The 19,487-nt window shown below is 60.1% G+C and carries 17 protein-coding genes and 1 riboswitch; of the genes, 11 read left to right on the top strand and 6 right to left on the bottom strand.

Going from position 1 to position 19,487, the window contains the following annotated elements; all coding sequences use genetic code 11:
- Positions 1 to 5 precede the first annotated feature (5 nt).
- On the bottom strand, positions 6 to 1,262 hold the full coding sequence (gene tyrS, locus AC13RE_RS02070; RefSeq protein WP_488561777.1) for a tyrosine--tRNA ligase: 1,257 nt from the start codon (positions 1,260 to 1,262) through the stop codon (positions 6 to 8).
- Between the two features lie 282 nt (positions 1,263 to 1,544).
- On the opposite strand from tyrS, the gene AC13RE_RS02065 reads away from it, so the two are divergent.
- Both AC13RE_RS02065 and AC13RE_RS02060 read left to right on the top strand, forming a co-directional pair.
- Positions 1,545 to 4,031: a caspase family protein gene (locus AC13RE_RS02065; protein ID WP_488561776.1), complete on the top strand. Its 2,487-nt coding sequence runs from the start codon at positions 1,545 to 1,547 to the stop codon at positions 4,029 to 4,031.
- A gap of 180 nt (positions 4,032 to 4,211) precedes the next feature.
- On the top strand, positions 4,212 to 4,727 hold the full coding sequence (locus AC13RE_RS02060) for a GNAT family N-acetyltransferase (RefSeq protein ID WP_488561775.1): 516 nt from the start codon (positions 4,212 to 4,214) through the stop codon (positions 4,725 to 4,727).
- Positions 4,728 to 4,840: 113 nt separating this feature from the next.
- On the opposite strand, the gene AC13RE_RS02055 is transcribed toward AC13RE_RS02060, so the two are convergent.
- Positions 4,841 to 5,518 (bottom strand): alpha/beta hydrolase, encoded by a 678-nt coding sequence (locus AC13RE_RS02055; protein ID WP_004108794.1) that lies wholly within the window; start codon positions 5,516 to 5,518, stop codon positions 4,841 to 4,843.
- Positions 5,519 to 5,751: 233 nt separating this feature from the next.
- Between AC13RE_RS02055 and AC13RE_RS02050 the strand changes: the two genes are divergently transcribed.
- The 8 genes from AC13RE_RS02050 to AC13RE_RS02015 all read left to right on the top strand — a co-directional run bounded on the left by AC13RE_RS02050 (position 5,752) and on the right by AC13RE_RS02015 (position 13,594).
- Entirely contained in the window at positions 5,752 to 6,918 is a 1,167-nt protein-coding gene (locus AC13RE_RS02050; RefSeq protein ID WP_488561774.1) for a cysteine desulfurase family protein, read from the top strand.
- 146 nt (positions 6,919 to 7,064) lie between these two features.
- Complete coding sequence (sufB, locus tag AC13RE_RS02045) at positions 7,065 to 8,534, top strand: Fe-S cluster assembly protein SufB (protein ID WP_015340014.1); 1,470 nt, start codon at positions 7,065 to 7,067, stop codon at positions 8,532 to 8,534.
- A gap of 71 nt (positions 8,535 to 8,605) precedes the next feature.
- A complete protein-coding gene (gene sufC, locus AC13RE_RS02040; protein WP_092716448.1) occupies positions 8,606 to 9,361 on the top strand; it encodes a Fe-S cluster assembly ATPase SufC in 756 nt (251 codons plus the stop codon).
- Between the two features lie 22 nt (positions 9,362 to 9,383).
- Complete coding sequence (sufD, locus tag AC13RE_RS02035; RefSeq protein WP_488483315.1) at positions 9,384 to 10,658, top strand: Fe-S cluster assembly protein SufD; 1,275 nt, start codon at positions 9,384 to 9,386, stop codon at positions 10,656 to 10,658.
- Between the two features lie 15 nt (positions 10,659 to 10,673).
- On the top strand, positions 10,674 to 11,915 hold the full coding sequence (locus AC13RE_RS02030; RefSeq protein ID WP_488561773.1) for a cysteine desulfurase: 1,242 nt from the start codon (positions 10,674 to 10,676) through the stop codon (positions 11,913 to 11,915).
- An 11-nt stretch (positions 11,916 to 11,926) separates the two neighbouring features.
- Positions 11,927 to 12,307: an SUF system Fe-S cluster assembly protein gene (locus AC13RE_RS02025; protein ID WP_015340010.1), complete on the top strand. Its 381-nt coding sequence runs from the start codon at positions 11,927 to 11,929 to the stop codon at positions 12,305 to 12,307.
- Positions 12,308 to 12,383: 76 nt separating this feature from the next.
- Positions 12,384 to 12,773, top strand: a complete 390-nt coding sequence (sufA, locus tag AC13RE_RS02020; protein ID WP_285202695.1) for a Fe-S cluster assembly scaffold SufA — start codon at positions 12,384 to 12,386, stop codon at positions 12,771 to 12,773.
- 128 nt (positions 12,774 to 12,901) lie between these two features.
- Entirely contained in the window at positions 12,902 to 13,594 is a 693-nt protein-coding gene (locus AC13RE_RS02015; protein ID WP_488561772.1) for a ZIP family metal transporter, read from the top strand.
- Between the two features lie 12 nt (positions 13,595 to 13,606).
- Here AC13RE_RS02015 and AC13RE_RS02010 read toward each other — a convergent pair whose 3' ends face one another.
- From AC13RE_RS02010 to gcvT, 4 genes are all read right to left on the bottom strand, one after another.
- Complete coding sequence (locus AC13RE_RS02010) at positions 13,607 to 13,867, bottom strand: addiction module antidote protein (RefSeq protein ID WP_132716737.1); 261 nt, start codon at positions 13,865 to 13,867, stop codon at positions 13,607 to 13,609.
- Between the two features lie 148 nt (positions 13,868 to 14,015).
- A complete protein-coding gene (gene gcvP, locus AC13RE_RS02005) occupies positions 14,016 to 16,880 on the bottom strand; it encodes an aminomethyl-transferring glycine dehydrogenase (protein ID WP_488561771.1) in 2,865 nt (954 codons plus the stop codon).
- Positions 16,880 to 17,242 carry a glycine cleavage system protein GcvH gene (gcvH, locus tag AC13RE_RS02000; RefSeq protein WP_132716735.1) on the bottom strand — a complete coding sequence of 121 codons (363 nt, stop codon included), beginning with the start codon at positions 17,240 to 17,242 and terminating at the stop codon, positions 16,880 to 16,882. The genes gcvP and gcvH overlap by 1 nt, the downstream gene beginning before the upstream one ends.
- Positions 17,243 to 17,267: 25 nt before the next feature.
- Positions 17,268 to 18,404: a glycine cleavage system aminomethyltransferase GcvT gene (gene gcvT / locus AC13RE_RS01995; protein ID WP_488561770.1), complete on the bottom strand. Its 1,137-nt coding sequence runs from the start codon at positions 18,402 to 18,404 to the stop codon at positions 17,268 to 17,270.
- Positions 18,405 to 18,552: 148 nt separating this feature from the next.
- Positions 18,553 to 18,640: riboswitch (glycine riboswitch) on the bottom strand.
- A gap of 168 nt (positions 18,641 to 18,808) precedes the next feature.
- Between gcvT and AC13RE_RS01990 the strand changes: the two genes are divergently transcribed.
- Complete coding sequence (locus AC13RE_RS01990; RefSeq protein WP_488561769.1) at positions 18,809 to 19,342, top strand: copper chaperone PCu(A)C; 534 nt, start codon at positions 18,809 to 18,811, stop codon at positions 19,340 to 19,342.
- The last annotated feature ends 145 nt before the right edge of the window (positions 19,343 to 19,487 follow it).

Genomic DNA, 19,487 nt, shown 5'->3' with positions numbered 1-19,487 from the left:
GACGCTCAGGCGGCCGGGCGGATCAGGATATGCTTCTTCTTGCCGAGCGACAGCTTTATGACGCCATCGGCGGTGACTTCGCCGCTGCCGATGATCTTGCGCTCGTCGCTGACCGCCTGATCATTGATGCGCACTGCGCCGCCCTGGACATGGCGGCGAGCTTCGCCGTTAGAGGCGGCAAGGCCGGCACGCACGATCAGCGCCAGCAGACCGATGCCAGCTTCGAGTTCCGATGTCGGAACATCGATCGACGGCAGGTTTTCCGACAGCCCGCCTTCCTCGAAGGTCTTGCGTGCGGTTTCGGCTGCCTGCTCGGCTGCCGCGCGGCCGTGAAGGATTGCGGTGACTTCGGTCGCAAGGATCTTCTTGACCTCGTTGATCTCTGAACCAGCGAGCGCGGAGAGGCGAGCGATCTCATCCATCGGCAGCGTCGTATAGAGCTTCAGGAAGCGAGAAACGTCTGCATCCTCGGTATTGCGCCAGTATTGCCAGAAATCATAGGCCGAGAGCAGGTCGGCATTTAGCCACACTGCGCCTGTAGCAGACTTGCCCATCTTGGCACCGGACGCCGTTGTCAGCAGCGGCGAGGTGAGGGCAAAGAGCTGTTTCGTCCCCATGCGGTGACCGAGATCGATGCCGTTGACGATATTGCCCCACTGATCCGAGCCGCCCATCTGTAGGCGGCAATCGTAACGCTTTGCCAGTTCGACGAAGTCGTAGGCCTGCAGGATCATGTAGTTGAATTCGAGGAACGACAGCGACTGCTCACGATCCAGGCGCGTCTTGACGCTATCGAAGGACAGCATGCGGTTGACCGAGAAGTGCCGACCGACATCGCGCAGGAATTCGAGATAGTTTAGCGAACGCAGCCACTCGGCGTTGTTGATCATCAACGCATCCTTCGGGCCTTCGCCATAGGTGAGGTAGTTCGAGAAGCAGCGCTTAATCGAAGCGATGTTGTTCTCGATCGTGTCGATCGTCATGAGCTGGCGGGACTCTTCCTTGAAGGAGGGATCGCCGACCATGCCGGTGCCGCCGCCCATCAGCGAAATGGGCCGATGGCCGGTCGCCTGCATCCAGTGTAGCATCATGATCTGGATCAACGAGCCCGCATGCAGGCTCGATGCAGTCGGATCGAAGCCGATATAGGCCGTCACGGTTTCCTTGGCGAAGAGGTCGTCGAGGCCGGCTTCATCGGAAATCTGATGAATGAAGCCGCGCTCTTGCAGGGTGCGCAGGAAATCGGATTTGAACTCAGCCATGATCTTGGTCTCTCGAGGTCGCATTGCTGGAAAGCGCGGCGAAGTCGCTATTGTTTGACGTTGGGCGCGTTTAGCACCGATTTGGCGGCGCGTCATCATTTTGCTGGAACAGACGACAAGTTTCGGCGTGGGCAGCGTGTGTAACCGAGTACTTCTGAACGTCAATAGACCGTAACATGGCCGCGAATCTGCCTGGAATAAGTCCCGCATTCGCCCGAATCGAATCCTAGGCATTTTCTTATTGATCCCGTACGCACCTCATGTTTCGTGAAAGAAACCGGTATGTCGCCTCTGCTTTCGAAGATGGGATTGTCATCCAAAAAGACGATCTGGGCATTTTTTGCCATGATGTTGGTTTTGGCCGGTATTGCTGCTGCGAATCCGGCCGAAGCTCAGGGTTCCCCTGAAAAGAGAATAGCGCTTGTCGTCGGTAATGCCGCCTATACGGTGGGGGCGCTTCCGACACCGGCCAATGATGCCGGCCTGGTCGCGCAAACGCTGCAGGCTGCCGGCTTCGATGTGATCGGCGCGCGCGATCTCGATCAGAATGGCTTGCGCGATGCCATGCGCGACTTTCTGACGAAAGCCAACGCGTCAGGCCCCAACACCGTCGTCTTCGTCTATCTGGCGGGCTATGGTGTTCAATATCAGGGCGACAATTATTTTGTGCCTGTCGATGCGCAGATCGCCAATGCCACGGATGTCCCCGTCCAGGCCGTCCGCGTGAGCGACTTCACAAAATCGCTGTCGGCCATCAACAATCGTGGCAGCATCGTCGTGCTCGACGCGGCCAGAGCCAATCCGTTCGTGCAGTCCAATCAGCCGCTGGCGGGTGGTCTGGCGCTGGTCGATCCCGATGCCAATCAGCTAATTGCCTTCAATGCGGCGCCCGGCACGGTCGCACCGCAAGAGGCCGGTCCCTATGGTTCTTACGCGCATGCGCTGGCGGAGATGATCCGCGTTGGCGGCCTTTCGCTTGACGATGTCTTCGATCGAACGCGCCTGCGTGTCGGCGATCTCACCAAGGGCGCCGAGATTTCCTGGGATGCCTCCAAATTCAAGAATTCCTTCACCTTCTTCGATCGCAGTCCGAACGCGCCGGCCGCTGCGGTGTCGAGCACCGAGGATGTGGCAAACCGGACGAAGCCCATTCGCGATTTCGATGAACGCGATGCCTATTTCGCGGCGCTCGATCGCGACACGCTGCAGGGCTACGAGGATTTCCTCGCCGCCTATCCGAACGATTCCATGGTCAGGCGTGTCCGCGCCATTGTCGCCGCCCGCCGCGAGGCCATCACCTGGCGCGAGACCTGGATTGCCGATACGCCCGAAGCCTATTGGTCTTATCTGAGGCGTTATCCGCGCGGTCCCCACGTCTGGGATGCCCGCCGCCGTCTCGAGCATTTCGAGGCAGCGCTCGAGCCGCCGCCGTCTTTCACCGTGATCGAGTATGACGTGCCGCCGCCCCCACCGCCCGAGGTGGTCTATATCGACCGTCCCGTGCTTTATTTCGATGATGCAGACTTCGGCTATGCGCCGCCGCCGCCCGTCGTCTTCCTGGCACCGCCGCCACAGGATTTCGTCGAGTTGGCGCCACCGCAGCCCGCGGTCGACCTCTATGTGTTGCCGGCACCGGTCTTCGTTCCGGTCCCTACATGGGTCGAACCGCCACGCGATATCGCGCCGCCGGAAAACAACATTATCTTCAACAACATCCACAATACGGTCGTGAACAACACGACGGTCATCAACAACACTGTGGTCAACGAGAACGGGGCGGCACCCGTAGCACCTGGGCTGACGACAGGTCAGAAACTCGCCGGTGCAGCCGTTATCGCCGGAGCAGGGGCTGCAGCACTGCATGTTGCCCTGCCGCCATCGGTACAGAAGAAGGCGGCAGTTATACAAAGGCAGAATCCCGCCGCGGCCGCTAAGACGGTGCCTGGGGTTGCTCCGGCGGCGGCGCCGTTGGCGCAGCCGCAAGGCGGAAACGCCGCTGCCCACGTGCTTCCCGGCGCCAATGGTCAGCCGCTGCCGGCTGGTGGCAAGCTGCCCGTCAATCAGGGAACGGCTCAGACGAAGCAGGGGCAATCGCCGCAAGCTGCGCCGAATGCGGTGCATAATCCGTCTGTTGCCCCTCAACCCGCCCAGCAAGGTACAAATACCAATGCGCATACGCTTCCCGGCGCGAATGGTCAGCCTTTGCCAACCACGGGCAAGCTGCCGGTCAATCCTGGCGCAGCGCAGACGAAACAGGCTCAACAGCCTCAGGCTACGCCGAACGCCAATACACATGCGCTTCCCGGTGCCAAGGGACAACCGCTGCTGGGCGTTGGCAATGCGCCTGCCGTGAAGGGGCAAAACCAGATTGCCAAGACCCCGGCACCGCAAGCAATGCCGGGCGGCAAACCGAATCCAGTCGCCGCTGCACCGAAACCCAATGGGCATGCTCCGGCAGCGCCGGCTGTTGCCGCCAGAACTCCGGCGAAGCCCAAGGCCATCCCCAACAATCCACCTCGGGTCAGCAGTCAGCCGCATGTCGCTGCCACGCCGCCCCGGCAAGCCAACCCGGCTCCTGCGCAACCCAAACCCGCGCCGCACGTGGTGGCACAGGTGAGGGCGCCAGCACCCAAGCCACAGGCTCAGCCGAAGCCGCAACCGCAGCCGAAGGTCGTGCAACAGCAGGTGAAGAGACCACCTCCGCCTCCGCCGCAGAAGCCTCCCGAAAAGAAGAAGTGCGGCGCTCCCGGTCTGCCGGCATGTCACTGACGGATGATATCAAGCGATAACCTGCAAGGCCCGCTTCGGCGGGCCTTCGCATGCGACATTGTCGCTTGATCGGCTTGTTGAAATCAGGCTGAGCGGTTAGCACTCACCGGCGGGTTGTCAATCGGCGCTGCCATACACGTTACGGCAGGCTGGAGATCCATCACGAAAACAGGCAGGCAGATGAGTAATACTATCATACTCGAAACCCCACGCCTCGTTCTGACGATGTGGGATAAAGGAGATGCCGAAGAGATTCGGCAATTGCATTCGACGATCGAAACGACGCGCTATCTCTCAGGTGCAGCACCGTGGACCCTGGAGAAGGCCGAGGAACGGCTGAAAAGCTGGTTCGATGAACATGCGCGCGATGGCGTGACCAAATATAAGATGCTGCGGCGCGACGATGGACGCTTTATCGGCCGTGCCGGCTTTTCGCGCTTTCAAGAGAGGGGACGTGGCGAGTTCGAACTCGGTTATTCGCTTCGGCAGGACGCGTGGGGCAGCGGTTACGCCACGGAGATAGCCGGCGCCCTCGCGCAGTGGTTTTTCCGCCGCGGCTTTGCCGATCGATTCATCGCATTCACACATCCGGAAAACGCCGCATCGCAGCGAGTTCTCCAGAAAATCGGCATGCAATACGAAGCGCCGATCGTTGTCAGCGGCACTCCAGGCCTTTGCTTCAGGATGTCACGCTAGGAACAGTTCCGGCAAAAATGCGCAGCAGATTTTCGACCGGAATGTGTAAAACAGCAAGATTGAGCGTTTCCGTGTTTTAAAGAACGGCGGAAACGCTCTGAGAGCGCTGCTTTTTAGCGAATGCGCTTGGCAGCCGGTTCCGGCACCAATTCGCCGTTCAGGCGACGATCGAGATAATCCTCACATTCGCCGAGCAGCGTTTCGACCTGACCGTTGAAGAAGTGGTTGGCGCCCGGAACCACCTTGTGCGTGATCAGGATGCCCTTCTGGGTCTTCAGCTTCTCGACGAGGCCGTTGACGTCCTTTTCCGGAGCAACCTTATCTGCATCGCCGTTGATGATCAGGCCGGACGAGGGGCAGGGCGCCAGGAAGGAGAAGTCGTAGATATTCGGCTGCGGCGCGATCGACATGAAGCCTTCGATTTCCGGACGGCGCATCAGAAGCTGCATGCCGATCCAGGCGCCGAAGGAGTAGCCGGCAACCCAACAGCTCTTCGAATCGGGATGAAGGCTCTGCACCCAGTCGAGTGCAGAGGCAGCATCGGAAAGCTCGCCGGCGCCGTGGTCGAATTCGCCCTGGCTGCGGCCGATGCCGCGGAAATTGAAGCGGAGCGTGGTGAAGCCGCGCTTCTGGAACATATAGAAGAGCTGGTAGACCACCTGATTGTTCATCGTACCGCCGAACTGCGGATGAGGATGAAGGATAATCGCGATCGGGGCGCTCTTTTCCTTGGAGGGCTGATAGCGGCCTTCAAGGCGACCCGCGGGGCCGTTGAAAATTACTTCGGGCATCGATACTCCGGCTCTTCTTTTTCTGCGTTCAAACCATACGGCACGCAGCAAGTTGACTTGACGAATGCGCTCATCTTTTCTAGAACGCAGTTTAGAACAATTCGAAACTTGATGCGGTGGTCCGTGCGTTGTTTGTGCAACGGTTTGTGGAACGTGTCATAAGGCATGCCCGGCTGAAATTTCAAGGAAAATGAGCCGGTCGCAGCAAAGCAAAGTCGCGCAGGAAGAAGATTATGGCTGCAACACGCCTCTATCTCGACTGGAATGCTACCGCGCCGCTCCATCCGGCGGCCCGCGAAGCCATGCTGCGTGCTATGGATATTCAAGGCAACCCCAATTCCGTTCACGGTGAAGGTAGGGCAGCGCGCGCAGCTGTCGAGGCCGCACGCCGGCAGGTCGCGGCTCTTGCGGGCGCAGAAGCTGCCCACGTCGTTTTCACCAGCGGCGCCACCGAAGCGGCCAATATGGTGCTGACGCCGGAATTCCGAATGGGGCGCACGCCGCTTGTCGTCAGCCACCTTTATATATCGGCTGTCGAGCATCCGGCCGTGCGCGAAGGCGGGCGATTTGCCAGGGATAATGTCAGCGAAATACCGGTGACATCGGGCGGTACGGTCGATCTTGCTGCACTGGAGGCCACGCTCGCTGCCCACGACAAGGCGAGCGGCTTGCCGATGGTTGCCATCATGCTCGCCAATAATGAGACCGGAATTGTCCAGCCTGTCGGCGAAGCGGCCAAGCTCGTTCAGGCCGCGGGCGGCCTTTTCGTGGTGGATGCCGTTCAGGCGGCTGGTCGCGTTCCGATCGATATCAATGCGATCGGCGCGGATTTTCTGATCGTCTCCTCCCACAAGATCGGCGGTCCCAAGGGTGCCGGCGCGCTCGTCTCGCGCGGCGAGGTGCTGATGCCGAAGCCGTTGATCCATGGCGGCGGTCAGGAAAAGGGCCATCGTTCGGGTACGGAAAACACGCTTGCCATCGTCGGCTTCGGTGCGGCAGCCGAGGCTGCTGCCGCAAATTTAGAGGTTCGCAATGCTGCGATCGCTTCGTTGCGCGGCCGGCTGGAGGCGGGCATGGAGCTTGCAGCGCCGGATGTCATCATTCATGGAAAGGATGGCCCGCGTGTTCCGAACACCAGCTTCTTCACGCTGCCGGGACTGAAATCCGAAACGGGGCAGATCGCCTTCGATCTTGAAGGGGTTGCCATATCGGCCGGCTCAGCCTGCTCGTCGGGCAAGGTCGGTGAGAGCCATGTGCTCGTGGCGATGGGATGTAACCCGAAACTCGGGGCTCTCCGCATTTCGCTGGGGTCGACTACAACCGAAGCGGATATCGATCGCGCAATCGCCGCGTTTGCCCGCATAGCGGGAAGGCGCAAGCTGGCGGGCGCGGCGGCCTGACGGCCACAATTTTGCGGAAACCGAAATTTCCGCTTGCCAAGCGGGGTGAAAAGTCCCTTTTGGCCGACTACATAAGGGGCAGACATAAGTCTGCCGCAACGTTGACAAGCTGCCGGACCTTGGATCCGGCGAGATTGGAGAACGAAATGCCTGCAGTCCAGGAAACGGTCGATCAGGTTCGCCTGATTGACGTGGACCAATACAAGTATGGTTTTGAGACCATCATCGAAATGGACAAGGCTCCCAAGGGTCTGTCCGAAGACATTGTCCGTTTTATTTCCGCCAAGAAGCAAGAGCCGGAATGGATGTTGGAATGGCGTCTGGAAGCCTATCGCCGCTGGCTGACGCTGGAAGAGCCGACATGGGCGCGCGTCGACTATCCGAAGATCGACTTCAACGACATCTACTACTACGCCGCGCCGAAGAAGTTCGCTGGCCCGAAGTCGCTCGACGAAGTCGACCCGGAACTCCTGAAGACCTATGAGAAGCTTGGCATTCCACTGCGCGAGCAGGAGATTCTTGCCGGCGTCGAGAAGCCGAAGATCGCCGTCGATGCGGTGTTCGATTCCGTTTCGGTCGTCACTACTTTCAAGGAAGAGCTGAAGAAGGCCGGCGTGATCTTCATGTCGATCTCGGAAGCCATTCGCGAGCATCCGGATCTGGTGCGCAAGTATCTGGGCTCCGTCGTGCCGACCTCGGATAATTTCTATGCGACGCTGAATTCGGCCGTCTTCACCGATGGCTCCTTCGTCTTCGTGCCGAAGGGCGTTCGTTGCCCGATGGAATTGTCGACCTACTTCCGCATCAACGAGAAGAACACCGGCCAGTTCGAGCGCACGCTGATCATCGCCGAAGAAGGTGCCTACGTCTCCTATCTCGAAGGCTGCACGGCACCGCAGCGCGACGAAAACCAGCTGCATGCCGCCGTCGTCGAGCTCGTTGCGCTCGATGACGCCGAGATCAAGTATTCGACCGTCCAGAACTGGTATCCGGGCGACAAGAACGGCAAGGGCGGCATCTACAACTTCGTCACCAAGCGTGGCGATTGCCGCGGTCATCGCTCCAAGATCTCCTGGACGCAGGTCGAGACCGGCTCTGCCATCACTTGGAAGTATCCGTCCTGCATCCTGCGCGGCGACGACAGCCGTGGCGAGTTCTACTCGATCGCGGTTTCGAACGGCCATCAGCAGGTCGACAGCGGCACCAAGATGATCCACCTCGGCAAGAACACGTCGAGCCGCATCGTCTCGAAGGGCATCGCCGCCGGCGTCTCGCAGAACACCTATCGCGGTCAGGTTTCGGCTCACCGCAAGGCGTCGAACGCGCGTAACTTTACGCAGTGCGACTCGCTGCTGATCGGTGACAAGTGCGGCGCCCATACGGTGCCTTACATCGAGGCGAAGAACTCGACGGCGCAGTTCGAACATGAGGCCACGACGTCGAAGATTTCCGAAGACCAGCTGTTCTACTGCCTGCAGCGCGGTATCCCGACCGAAGCGGCGATCGCACTGATCGTTAATGGCTTCGTCAAGGAAGTGCTGCAGGAGCTGCCGATGGAATTCGCCGTCGAAGCGCAGAAGCTGATCGGCATCTCGCTCGAAGGCAGTGTTGGCTGACGCGCCCGAACCAGAATTAGCTTTGGCGCGCCGTGCGCGCCGCACCTTCATTCCTGCGATAGGATACTAAAATGCTTGAAATCAAGAACCTGCACGCCCGTATCGCCGAAGACGGCACCGAGATCATCCGTGGTCTGAACCTGACCGTGAAGGCAGGCGAAGTCGCTGCCATCATGGGTCCGAACGGCTCCGGCAAGTCGACGCTCTCCTACATTCTCGCCGGCCGGGAGGATTATGAAGTCACCGAGGGTGATATCCTCTATAATGGCGAGAGCATCCTGGAGCTCGACGCTGCCGAGCGCGCTGCCAAGGGCATCTTCCTGGCGTTCCAGTATCCGGTCGAAATCCCCGGCGTTGCTACCATGCAGTTCCTGAAGGTAGCGCTGAACGAGCAGCGCAAGGCGCGCGGTGAAGACGAGCTGACGACGCCGGATTTCCTGCGCCGCGTCAAGGACGCTGCCGCCAAGCTGCAGATCAACATGGACATGCTGAAGCGCCCGCTCAACGTCGGCTTCTCCGGTGGTGAAAAGAAGCGCGCCGAAATCCTGCAGATGGCGCTGCTCGAGCCGCAGCTTTGCGTGCTCGACGAAACAGACTCCGGCCTCGATATCGATGCGCTGAAGATCGTTGCCGATGGTGTCAACGCGCTGCGTTCTCCGGACCGCGCCGTGATCGTCATCACCCACTATCAGCGCCTGCTAGACTATATCGTTCCGGACACCGTTCACGTGCTCTACAAGGGCCAGGTGATCAAGTCCGGCGACAAGACGCTGGCGCATGAGCTGGAAGCCAACGGCTATGCCGACATCATCGGTGCTGCAGCCTGATCGAGGCGGAAAGGACACGTCGATGAACATTCAGACGACGAACCGCCTGACGTCAGCCGAAACGGCGCTGATCGAGGCGTATAACGACCAGATGGGCGACTTGCCTGGCGATGGCGAGGTTTTCGCCGTCCGTGATCGCCTGCTCGACGAGCTGAAGACCGCCGGCCTGCCGACGCGTCGCGTCGAGGCTTGGCATTATACCGATTTCAAGAACCTGCTGCGTCTGGTGCCGAGCGACATCGGCAAGGGTCTTGCGGAAGCACTGCCGGCGACGGTTGAAGGATCGCCAGTTATTGCCGTCCTTCAGGGCAAAGCAAGCGAGAAGGCATCGGTGAAGAATTTGACCGTTGCGCGCTACGCCGACAGCTTGATCAACGGCACGGCTGCTGTCGGGCTCGAGGCGCTTGGCAAGGATGACGCTATCGGGCGCATCAATGCGAGCTTCGTGCGTGACGGTTATGTCATCGATTTTCCTGATGGTACCGAACTCCAAGCGCCTCTGGAAGTGCAGTTCATCCATGCCGGCGGCCAGATCCACAGCCGCCTGCCGGTTACATTCGGCGCCGACGTCAAGGCGACCTTTATCGAGCGTCATCAGGCGGTCGAAGGCGCTGCCGCGCTGGTTTCCTCGGTGAGCGAAGTCAAGATCGGCAAAGGGTCCGAGATCACCTGGATTATCCTGCAGGAGCAGGGCAGTGAAGATACCCATCTCGGCCAGCTCCGCATCGATCTCGGAGAAGATGCCAAGCTGAAGCTGTTCGTCATCAACGCCGGCGGCAAGCTGGTGCGCCAGGAACTGTATATCAAGGTAGCGGGCGAGGGCGCCGATCTGACGCTGCGCGGCATCAACCTGCTCGGCGGCGATACGCATACCGACGTGACGATGGTGCTTGGTCATGATGTTCCGAACACAGGTTCCACCGAAGTTATCCGCAATGTGGTCTTCGACCGCGCTCGCGGCGTCTTCCAGGGCATGATCCGGGTTGCTCCGGATGCGCAGAAGACCGATGCCAAGATGGCCTGCAACACGCTGCTGATGTCCGACGATGCCGAGTTCTCGGTGAAGCCGGAGCTTGAAATCTTCGCCGATGACGTTCAGTGCGGCCATGGTGCCACTGTCGCGGATATCGACGGCAACCATCTCTACTATCTGATGGCGCGCGGCATTCCGGAGAAGAAGGCGCGGGCCATGCTCGTCAATGCCTTCGTGGCCGAGATCGTTGAGGAACTGGAAGACGAAGCCCTGGTAGAGGCGCTGGAAGGCGTTATCTCGGCCTGGCTGGAAAAGCACGCCTGATTGGAGGCAAAGCCCGTGGACAAGATCGTGCCGGCAACGGCCTATGACGTCGAAGCCATTCGCCGGGATTTTCCGATCCTGGCGAAGACGGTGCATGGCAAGCCGCTCGTCTATCTCGACAATGGCGCCTCCGCCCAGAAGCCGCAGGTCGTCATCGATGCTATCTCGCATGCCTATTCCAACGAATATGCGAATGTGCATCGCGGCCTGCACTTTCTGTCCAATGCTGCGACGGAAGCCTATGAAGCGGCTCGCGAAAAGGTGCGCCGCTTCCTGAATGCGCCGTCGGTCGACGATATCGTCTTCACCAAGAACTCGACGGAGGCGATCAACACGGTCGCCTACGGCTGGGGCATGCCTAAGATCGGCGAGGGCGACGAGATTGTCGTCTCCATCATGGAGCATCACTCCAATATCGTTCCCTGGCATTTCATTCGCGAGCGTCAGGGCGCGAAGCTCGTCTGGGTGCCAGTCGACGACGAGGGCGCGTTCCATATCGAGGATTTCGAAAAGAGCCTGACGGAGCGCACGAAGCTCGTCGCCATCACGCATATGTCAAATGCGCTTGGAACTGTCGTTCCTGTGAAGGAAGTGTGCCGCATCGCCCATGAGCGCGGCATCCCGGTGCTGATCGATGGCTCGCAGGGCGCGGTGCATATGCCCGTCGACGTGCAGGATATCGATTGCGACTGGTATGTCATGACCGGCCATAAGCTCTATGGCCCCTCGGGCATCGGCGTTCTCTACGGCAAGAAGGAGCGGCTTGCCGAGATGCGACCGTTCCAGGGCGGCGGCGAGATGATCTTCGATGTCACCGAGGAAAATGTCACCTATAACGAGCCGCCGCACCGCTTCGAAGCGGGAACGCCACCGATCGTTCAAGCGATCGGTCTTGGCTATGCGCTTGATTATATGGACAGTATCGGTCGTGAAGCGATTGCTCGGCACGAAGCCGAACTTGCCGCCTATGCGGCGGAACGGCTGCGGGATATTAATTCGCTGCGCGTCATCGGCACGGCGCCCGGCAAGGGTGGCATCTTCTCCTTCGAGCTGGCGGGAATTCACTCCCACGACGTCTCGATGGTGATCGATCGCCAGGGTGTGGCGGTTCGTGCCGGCACGCATTGCGCCCAGCCGCTCTTGAAACGCTTCGGCGTCACCTCCACATGCCGTGCATCGTTCGGCATGTACAATACGCGAGCCGAGGTGGATGCCTTGGCCGATGCACTGGAATATGCACGGAAATTCTTTGCCTGAGGAGGCAAGCGATGTCACTCGACGAAAGCGAACAGAAGATCGACGTACGCGAAGGGATCGTGCATTCCAGCATCCCCGCAGATGAACTGGCGCGCCTCAGCGACGACATCATCTCTGCGCTGAAAACGGTCTACGATCCGGAAATTCCCGCTGATATCTTCGAACTTGGCCTGGTCTACAAGATCGATATCGAAGACGACCGCATGGTGAAGATCGTCATGACGCTGACTGCACCGGGTTGCCCGGTTGCCGGCGAAATGCCGGGCTGGGTCGAAAATGCCGTCGGCGCCGTCGAAGGCGTTTCCGGTGTCGATGTCAGCATGACATTCGATCCGCCGTGGACGCCGGATCGCATGTCGGAAGAAGCGCAGGTCGCCGTCGGTTGGTATTGAAGCTTTAGGCCGCCGGCTTTACATTGAGACTCGAAGCGCCGGATCTTGACCCCGGTTGCGGAAGGAGAATGAGCCCATGGGCTTCGCAATCATGAGCATGACGGACGCGGCAGCTGCCCGCGTCAAGGCGATCGTCGAAAATTCCGGTCCCGATGCCAAGGGCGTTCGCGTCGGCATCAAGAAGGGCGGCTGCGCCGGGATGGAATATACCATCGATCTGGTGACCGAGCCGAATGCGAAGGACGATCTGATCGAGCGCGATGGCGCAAAGGTCTGGGTTGAGCCCTCGGCCGTCCTCTATTTGCTCGGCACAGAAATGGGCTTCGAGACGACGACCTTGCGCTCGGGCTTCATCTTCACCAATCCGAACCAGACATCGGCCTGCGGCTGCGGCGAATCCGTCGAATTGAAACCTGCCGATCTCGCCGCACTGGCGGCGCAACGACAGGCTGCGCAACCCGCCTAAATACACCTCCTGTATTTCACCTTGCAGCATTTCGTGCTTTGATCGATGGATGCTGAGGGTCTTCCATCGCCCTCGGCTGACCAGCGGCTTCGAGCCGGATGAGGTCGGGGCGCGCAAGGGGGGATCTTATGGCGGCATCGGCATGGGTTTACACATTGATCCCGGCGGCAGCAGCCATCGCGGGTGCCGTGGTTGCGGTGAATACGCGGCCGGGGCCTAATCTTGTCAGCGCGATCCAGCATTTTGCCGCGGGTGTCGTCTTCGCCGCCGCCGCGGGAGAAATTCTGCCTGATGTCATGCATCGCGGTTATCCCCTGGCGACGGTGATCGGCGGCGCAATTGGTGTTGGTGTGATGTTGCTGGTCAAGCAATTGGAAAATTGGGCCAAGGGGCCGGTCGGTCTTCTGGCTGCCATCGGCATCGACATCCTGATCGACGGGCTCGTGCTGGGCATCGGTTTTGCAGCGGGGCCGAAAGTCGGCTTGCTGCTGACCATCGCCCTGACGATCGAGGTGCTATTCCTTGGTTTGACAGTGGCGAACGAACTTGGCGAGAGTGTCCGTTCTCGAACGAAGATCGTCGCGGTGACGGCAGCGCTTGCGCTGCTGCTGCCGATCGGCGCCTTGCTGGGAACACCGATCGCTTCGTTGCCCGGCCCGATTCTGACTGGCTTCTTCGCGTTCGGGCTGATTGCGCTTCTCTATCTCGTCACCGAGGAGTTGCTGGTCGAAGCCCATGAAACACCCGACCGCCCCTGGGTGACCGCTATGTTCTTTGCGGGCTTTCTCGTGTTGCTTCTGCTTGAGGAGGCGATCGGCTAGCGGCTGAAAGTTTCAGTTAGCTGCCGAAACGGGCGTCAGCTTGAGGCCAAGCGCCTTGACGACTTTCAAGATCGTTGCAAATTCGGGATTGCCGTCGCCGCTGAGCGCGCGATAAAGCGCTGAGCGATTCATGCCGACATCCTTGGCAAGCTTGCTCATGTTACGCGTGCGCGCGACTTCGCCCAGCGCCTTGGCGATCGAGGCCGGATCGTCGGTTTCGAAGGCGGCGGCGATGTAGGTGTCGGGGTTGTCCACGTCGAATCGTTCCGGCATAAATCTGAATTCCAAGGTCCCACCGTGGCGTCATCAAAAACGCCGCGCATCCTTTCGGACATGCGGCGTTTTCATAGACAAGTTTCGCAATAGATTTATGTCTGTTTCCAGCGAAGCGACTGAACCGCTTCGCTTTTTTGCAAAAATCCTATTCTGCCGCCTCGGCGTAGGATTCCAGCGGCGGGCAGGTGCAGATCAGGTTGCGGTCGCCATAGACATTGTCGATGCGGTTGACCGGCGACCAGTATTTGTCGACGCGGAACGCGCCGGGCGGGAAGCAGGCCTGTTCGCGCGAATAGGGGCGATCCCATTCGCCGACAAGGTCTTCCACCGTGTGCGGCGCGTTCTTCAACGGATTGTTGGCCTTGTCCATCCGCCCGTCCTCAATGGCGCGGGCTTCCTCACGGATGGCCAGCATCGCCTCGCAGAAGCGGTCGAGTTCTGCCTTGGTTTCCGATTCGGTCGGCTCGATCATCAGCGTGCCCGCAACAGGCCAGCTCATGGTCGGGGCATGGAAGCCGCAATCGATCAGGCGCTTGGCAACGTCGTCGACCGTCACACCGGCGCTTGCGGCCAGCGGGCGGGTGTCGATGATGCATTCGTGTGCCACGCGCCCATCCTTGGACTTGTAGAGCACGTCATAGGCGCCCTTGAGCCGGGCAGCGATGTAGTTGGCGTTGAGGATTGCCACCTTCGTCGCCTGCGTCAGGCCTTCGCCGCCCATCATCAGGCAATAGCTCCAGGAGATCGGCAGGATGGAGGCCGAACCAAAGGCTGCCGCCGAGACCGTTCCGCTGCGGCCGTCCGTTTCCGGATGGCCGGGCAGGTGGGGCGCCAGATGCGCCTTGACGCCGATCGGACCCATGCCGGGACCGCCGCCGCCATGCGGGATGCAGAAGGTCTTGTGCAGGTTCAAATGGCTGACATCGGAGCCGATATCGCCGGGACGCGAGAGGCCGACCATGGCGTTCATGTTGGCGCCGTCGAGATAGACCTGACCGCCATGCTTGTGCACGAGATCACAGATCTCCTTCACCGTCTCCTCGAAGACGCCGTGCGTCGAAGGGTAGGTGATCATGCAGCAAGAGAGGCTGTCGGCATATTGCTCGGTTTTGGCGCGGAAATCGGCCATGTCGATATCGCCATCGTCGCTGACTTTCACGACCACGACCTTCATGCCCGCCATCTGTGCCGAGGCGGGGTTGGTGCCGTGCGCGGAGGTCGGGATGAGGCAGATGTCGCGGTGACCTTGGCCATTGGCAATGTGGTAATTGCGGATGGTGAGGAGGCCGGCATATTCACCCTGTGCGCCGGAATTCGGCTGTATGGAGAAGGCGTCATAGCCGGTTACGGCGCAGAGCTTGTCAGTGAGGTCGTCGATCATTTCGCGGTAGCCGAGCGCCTGATCGGCCGGGACGAACGGGTGGATATCCGAAAATTCCGGCCAGGTGATCGGCAGCATTTCCGCCGTCGCGTTCAGCTTCATGGTGCAGGAGCCGAGCGGGATCATCGAGCGGTCGAGCGCCAGGTCGCGGTCCGAAAGACGACGAATGTAACGCGTCATCTCGCTTTCGGCACGGTTCATGTGGAAGATCGGATGTGTGAGGTATTCGCTGGTGCGCAGCAGAGTCTTCGGCAGGCGATAGGACGGCTCGAAATCGGCGATGCGGAAATCGCCGCCGAAAGCGCGCCAGACGGCTTCCACCGTTGCCGGGCGCGTGCGCTCGTCCAGGCTGATGCCGATCTTGGTTTCACCAACCTTGCGCAGGTTGACGCCTTCGGCGACGGCTGCACGCAGGATCAGACCCTGCATGTGGCCGACCTCGACGGTGATCGTGTCGAAGAAGGTTTCAGGCTCAACGATATAGCCGAGCTTTTCCAGGCCCTTGGCCAACAGCACGGCCTTCTGGTGGACCTGCTGTGCGATCGCCTTCAAGCCCTGCGGACCATGGAAGACCGCATACATGGAGGCCATGACGGCGAGGAGCACCTGGGCGGTGCAGATGTTCGACGTCGCCTTTTCGCGGCGGATATGCTGCTCGCGGGTCTGCAGCGAGAGGCGATAGGCGCGATTGCCGCGTGCGTCGACCGAGACGCCGACGAGACGACCGGGCATGGAGCGCTTGTGGTCGTCCTTGACGGCCATAAACGCGGCATGCGGGCCGCCATAGCCAACCGGAACGCCGAAGCGCTGCGACGAGCCGATGGCGATATCCGCACCCATTTCACCGGGGGATTTCAGCAGGGTCAGCGCCAGGAGATCGGTCGCCATGATGGCGATGGCGCCGGTCTGGTGCAGGCGGGCGATCAGGCCGCTGAAATCGTTGATGTGGCCGTGCGTGCCCGGATACTGGAAGATAGCGCCGAAGACGTCGACCGGATCGAGATCGGTGAAGGGATTGCCGACGATGACGGTCCAGCCGAGCGGCTCGGCGCGGGTCTTGATCAGCGCGATGGTCTGCGGATGACATTCGGCGTCGACGAAGAAGGCTTTTGCCTTCGATTTTGCGACGCGTTCTGCCATTGCCATGCCTTCGGCTGCAGCCGTTGCTTCATCGAGCAAGGAGGCGTTCGCGACATCGAGACCGGTGAGGTCGCTGATCATCGTCTGATAGTTCAGCAGCGCCTCGAGGCGGCCTTGGCTGATCTCGGGCTGGTACGGGGTATAGGCGGTATACCAGGCCGGGTTCTCCAGAATATTTCGCTGAATGACCGGCGGCGTGATCGTGCCGTAATAGCCCTGGCCGATGAGCGAAACGAGAACCTTGTTCTTGTTGGCGGTCTCGCGCAGACGGTCGAGCGCCTCGCGCTCCGTCATCGCTGCGCCCCAGGCGAGCGGCGCCTTCTGGCGGATCGCCGGCGGCAACGTTGCGTCGATCAGGCCATCGAGACTCTTATAGCCGATCACCTTGAGCATATCGGCCATCTCCGACGGAGACGGGCCGATATGGCGGCGGTTGGCGAAATCGTATGGCTGGTAATCGGTGAAGGTGAATTCCGTAGGCGTCGCCATTATCCGATCAGCTCCTTGTAACCGGATTCATCAAGAAGACCATCGAGATCCCCGATGTTCTTCAGCTTCAGCTTGAAGAACCAGCCAGCACCCATGGGGTCGGAGTTGACGAGGGCCGGATCGGCAGTGATGGCTTCGTTGATTTCCGTGATTTCCCCGTCGAGCGGACAATAGACTTCGGAGGCTGCCTTAACGGATTCGACGGTTGCCGCGTCGGCTCCCTTGGAGAAGCTGGCACCGACCTCGGGCAATTCCACGAAAACGAGATCGCCGAGCTGTTCGGCTGCGTGGGCCGTGATGCCCACGATTGCGACATCGCCTTCGACCTTCAGCCACTCGTGTTCTTCGGTGAATTTCAGCATGGATAATCCTCTCTGGAAAAGACGTTCAGCGTTTGTAGGTGGGTTTGATGAAAGGCAGGGCGCTGACGGCGACGGGCAGATATTTGCCGCGCACTTCAGCGTAAATGGCGGTGCCGGGGGCCGTGAATTCGGTCGGCACGTAGCCCATGGCAACCGGGGATTCGACGCTAGGACCGAAACCACCTGAGGTGACTTCGCCGATCTCCGTCTTGCCTTCGGCATCGGCATAAAGCTTGGAATGGCCGCGCACCGGTGCCTTGCCCTCCGGCTTCAGGCCGACGCGGCGCCGCGTGGTGCCGCCATCGAGTTCGCCGAGGATGCGGGTTGCGCCGGGGAAGCCGCCGGCGCGGACACCGCCGGTCTTGCGGGCCTTCTGGATCGCCCATTCGAGTGCGCCTTCGATCGGCGTCGTCGTCTGGTCGATATCGTTGCCATAAAGGCAGAGGCCGGCCTCCAGGCGCAGCGAGTCACGGGCGCCGAGGCCGATCGGCTGTACATCCGGGTGCTCCAGCAGCCGCTTGGCGATATCCTCGGCCTTATCGGCCGGGACGGAGATTTCGAAACCGTCTTCGCCGCTATAGCCGGAGCGCGAGACGAGGCAGGAGACATCGTGGAGGCGACAATGGCGCACGTCCATGAATTTCATATGGGCGATATCGGCCCAGAGCTCGGCAAGCACGTCGACGGCGCGAGGTCCCTGCAGGGCAATGAGGGCGCGATCAAGTAAGGTAACTTCGCAGCTATCGCCGATATGCTCTTGAAGATGCTTGAAATCCTGTTCCTTGCAGGCAGCGTTGACGACGACGAAAAGATAGTCGTCCATGTGGGCGATCATCAGATCGTCGAGGATGCCGCCCTTGTCGTCGGTAAAGAAGCCATAGCGCTGGCGATTTTCAGCGAGACCGAGAATATCGACCGGCACCAGGCTTTCCAGTGCCAGGGCCGCATCCTCATATTTGCCTGAGCGTGCGCGGATCGTCACCTGACCCATATGCGACACGTCAAACAGGCCTGCAGAAGATCTCGTCCAAAGATGTTCTTTCAGCACGCCGGGGGCATATTGCACCGGCATGTCGTAGCCTGCGAACGGCACCATGCGGGCGCCGAGGGACACATGCAGGGCATGAAGGGGGGTAGTCTTGAGGGCAGCGGTCTCGTCCAAATGACGCCTCCGGGTTTTGCGCTCGTTTCGAAGCGCAGAGCTCACAATTTCGGCGCGGTTGCGCCTGACGATGAGCCCCCTCTGTCTGTTTGCCTGAGATTGTTATCCCTTCGGCGAACGCTTGCGCGCTTCTCTCCAGAGTTCCGTCTGCCCCTTGCTGGTCCTTTGGCCTGAGAGTTTCCGGGGCGGTTGCTCCTTCGGCACCGGCTTGCGCCGGATTCTCCCAACAAGGTTGACAGCCATTATCCGGTCCCGGCGGAAGATGGCAAGGGGCAAATGTCGTCGCTGAACAAATTTTTGTCGCGCCGATCAATCCTGCGTTTCCTAATGAATACGGGCCTTTGCAACAGAGATGGGAGAGGCTATCCCTTCTCATCGATTGAGGAGCCGGGCAGGAGACAAAGATGAACCGCAACTACGCAGCCGCATTGCTGATGTCCATTGGCGCATTTTCGCTTCCTTCCAGTGAAGCGATGGCTGAGGACACCGGCACGATGAAATCCATGCCCGGTATGCACATGGATGCGGGTGCGGCGCCTTCCGGCTCCGCGACTGCCAAACTTGGCGATCTCGATATCAGCGGCGGCTATGTTCGCGCCATGCTTCCCGGCCAACCGGTCGGTGGCGGCTATATTACCATCCACAATACCGGCAAGACCGACGACAAACTCACTTCTGTCACCTCTTCAGCCGCCGGCAAGGTGGAGCTGCACGAGATGAAAATGGAAGGCGAGATCATGAAGATGCGCGAGGTGAAAGGCGGCATCGCCATTCCCGCCGGCGCGACGGTGACGCTCGCGCCGAATACGATGCACATGATGTTCAAGCAGGTGAAGACGCCTTTCAAGCAGGGTGGCACGGTGCCCGTGATGCTGATGTTCGACAAGGCAGGCATGGTCGACATCAATCTGCCCGTGGTATCGGCCCAGGGAAATTGAACCAGAAAATTATCCTGCCGTATAATTCCGGTTTCCACTTTTCCTCGAAATGCTCTAAAGCCACGTCAAAAGGCCGGGAAATCTCCCGCCGCGGGGCTGATGCCCTGTCGTTTGAATTTGCATGATCCGCCGAACGCAGGTTTGG

The sequence above is a fragment of the Martinezella sp. CNPSo 3959 genome (genome assembly GCF_057784355.1).
Note: the sequence above shows the minus strand (reverse complement) of the source record. Positions and strands in the feature narration are given on the sequence as shown.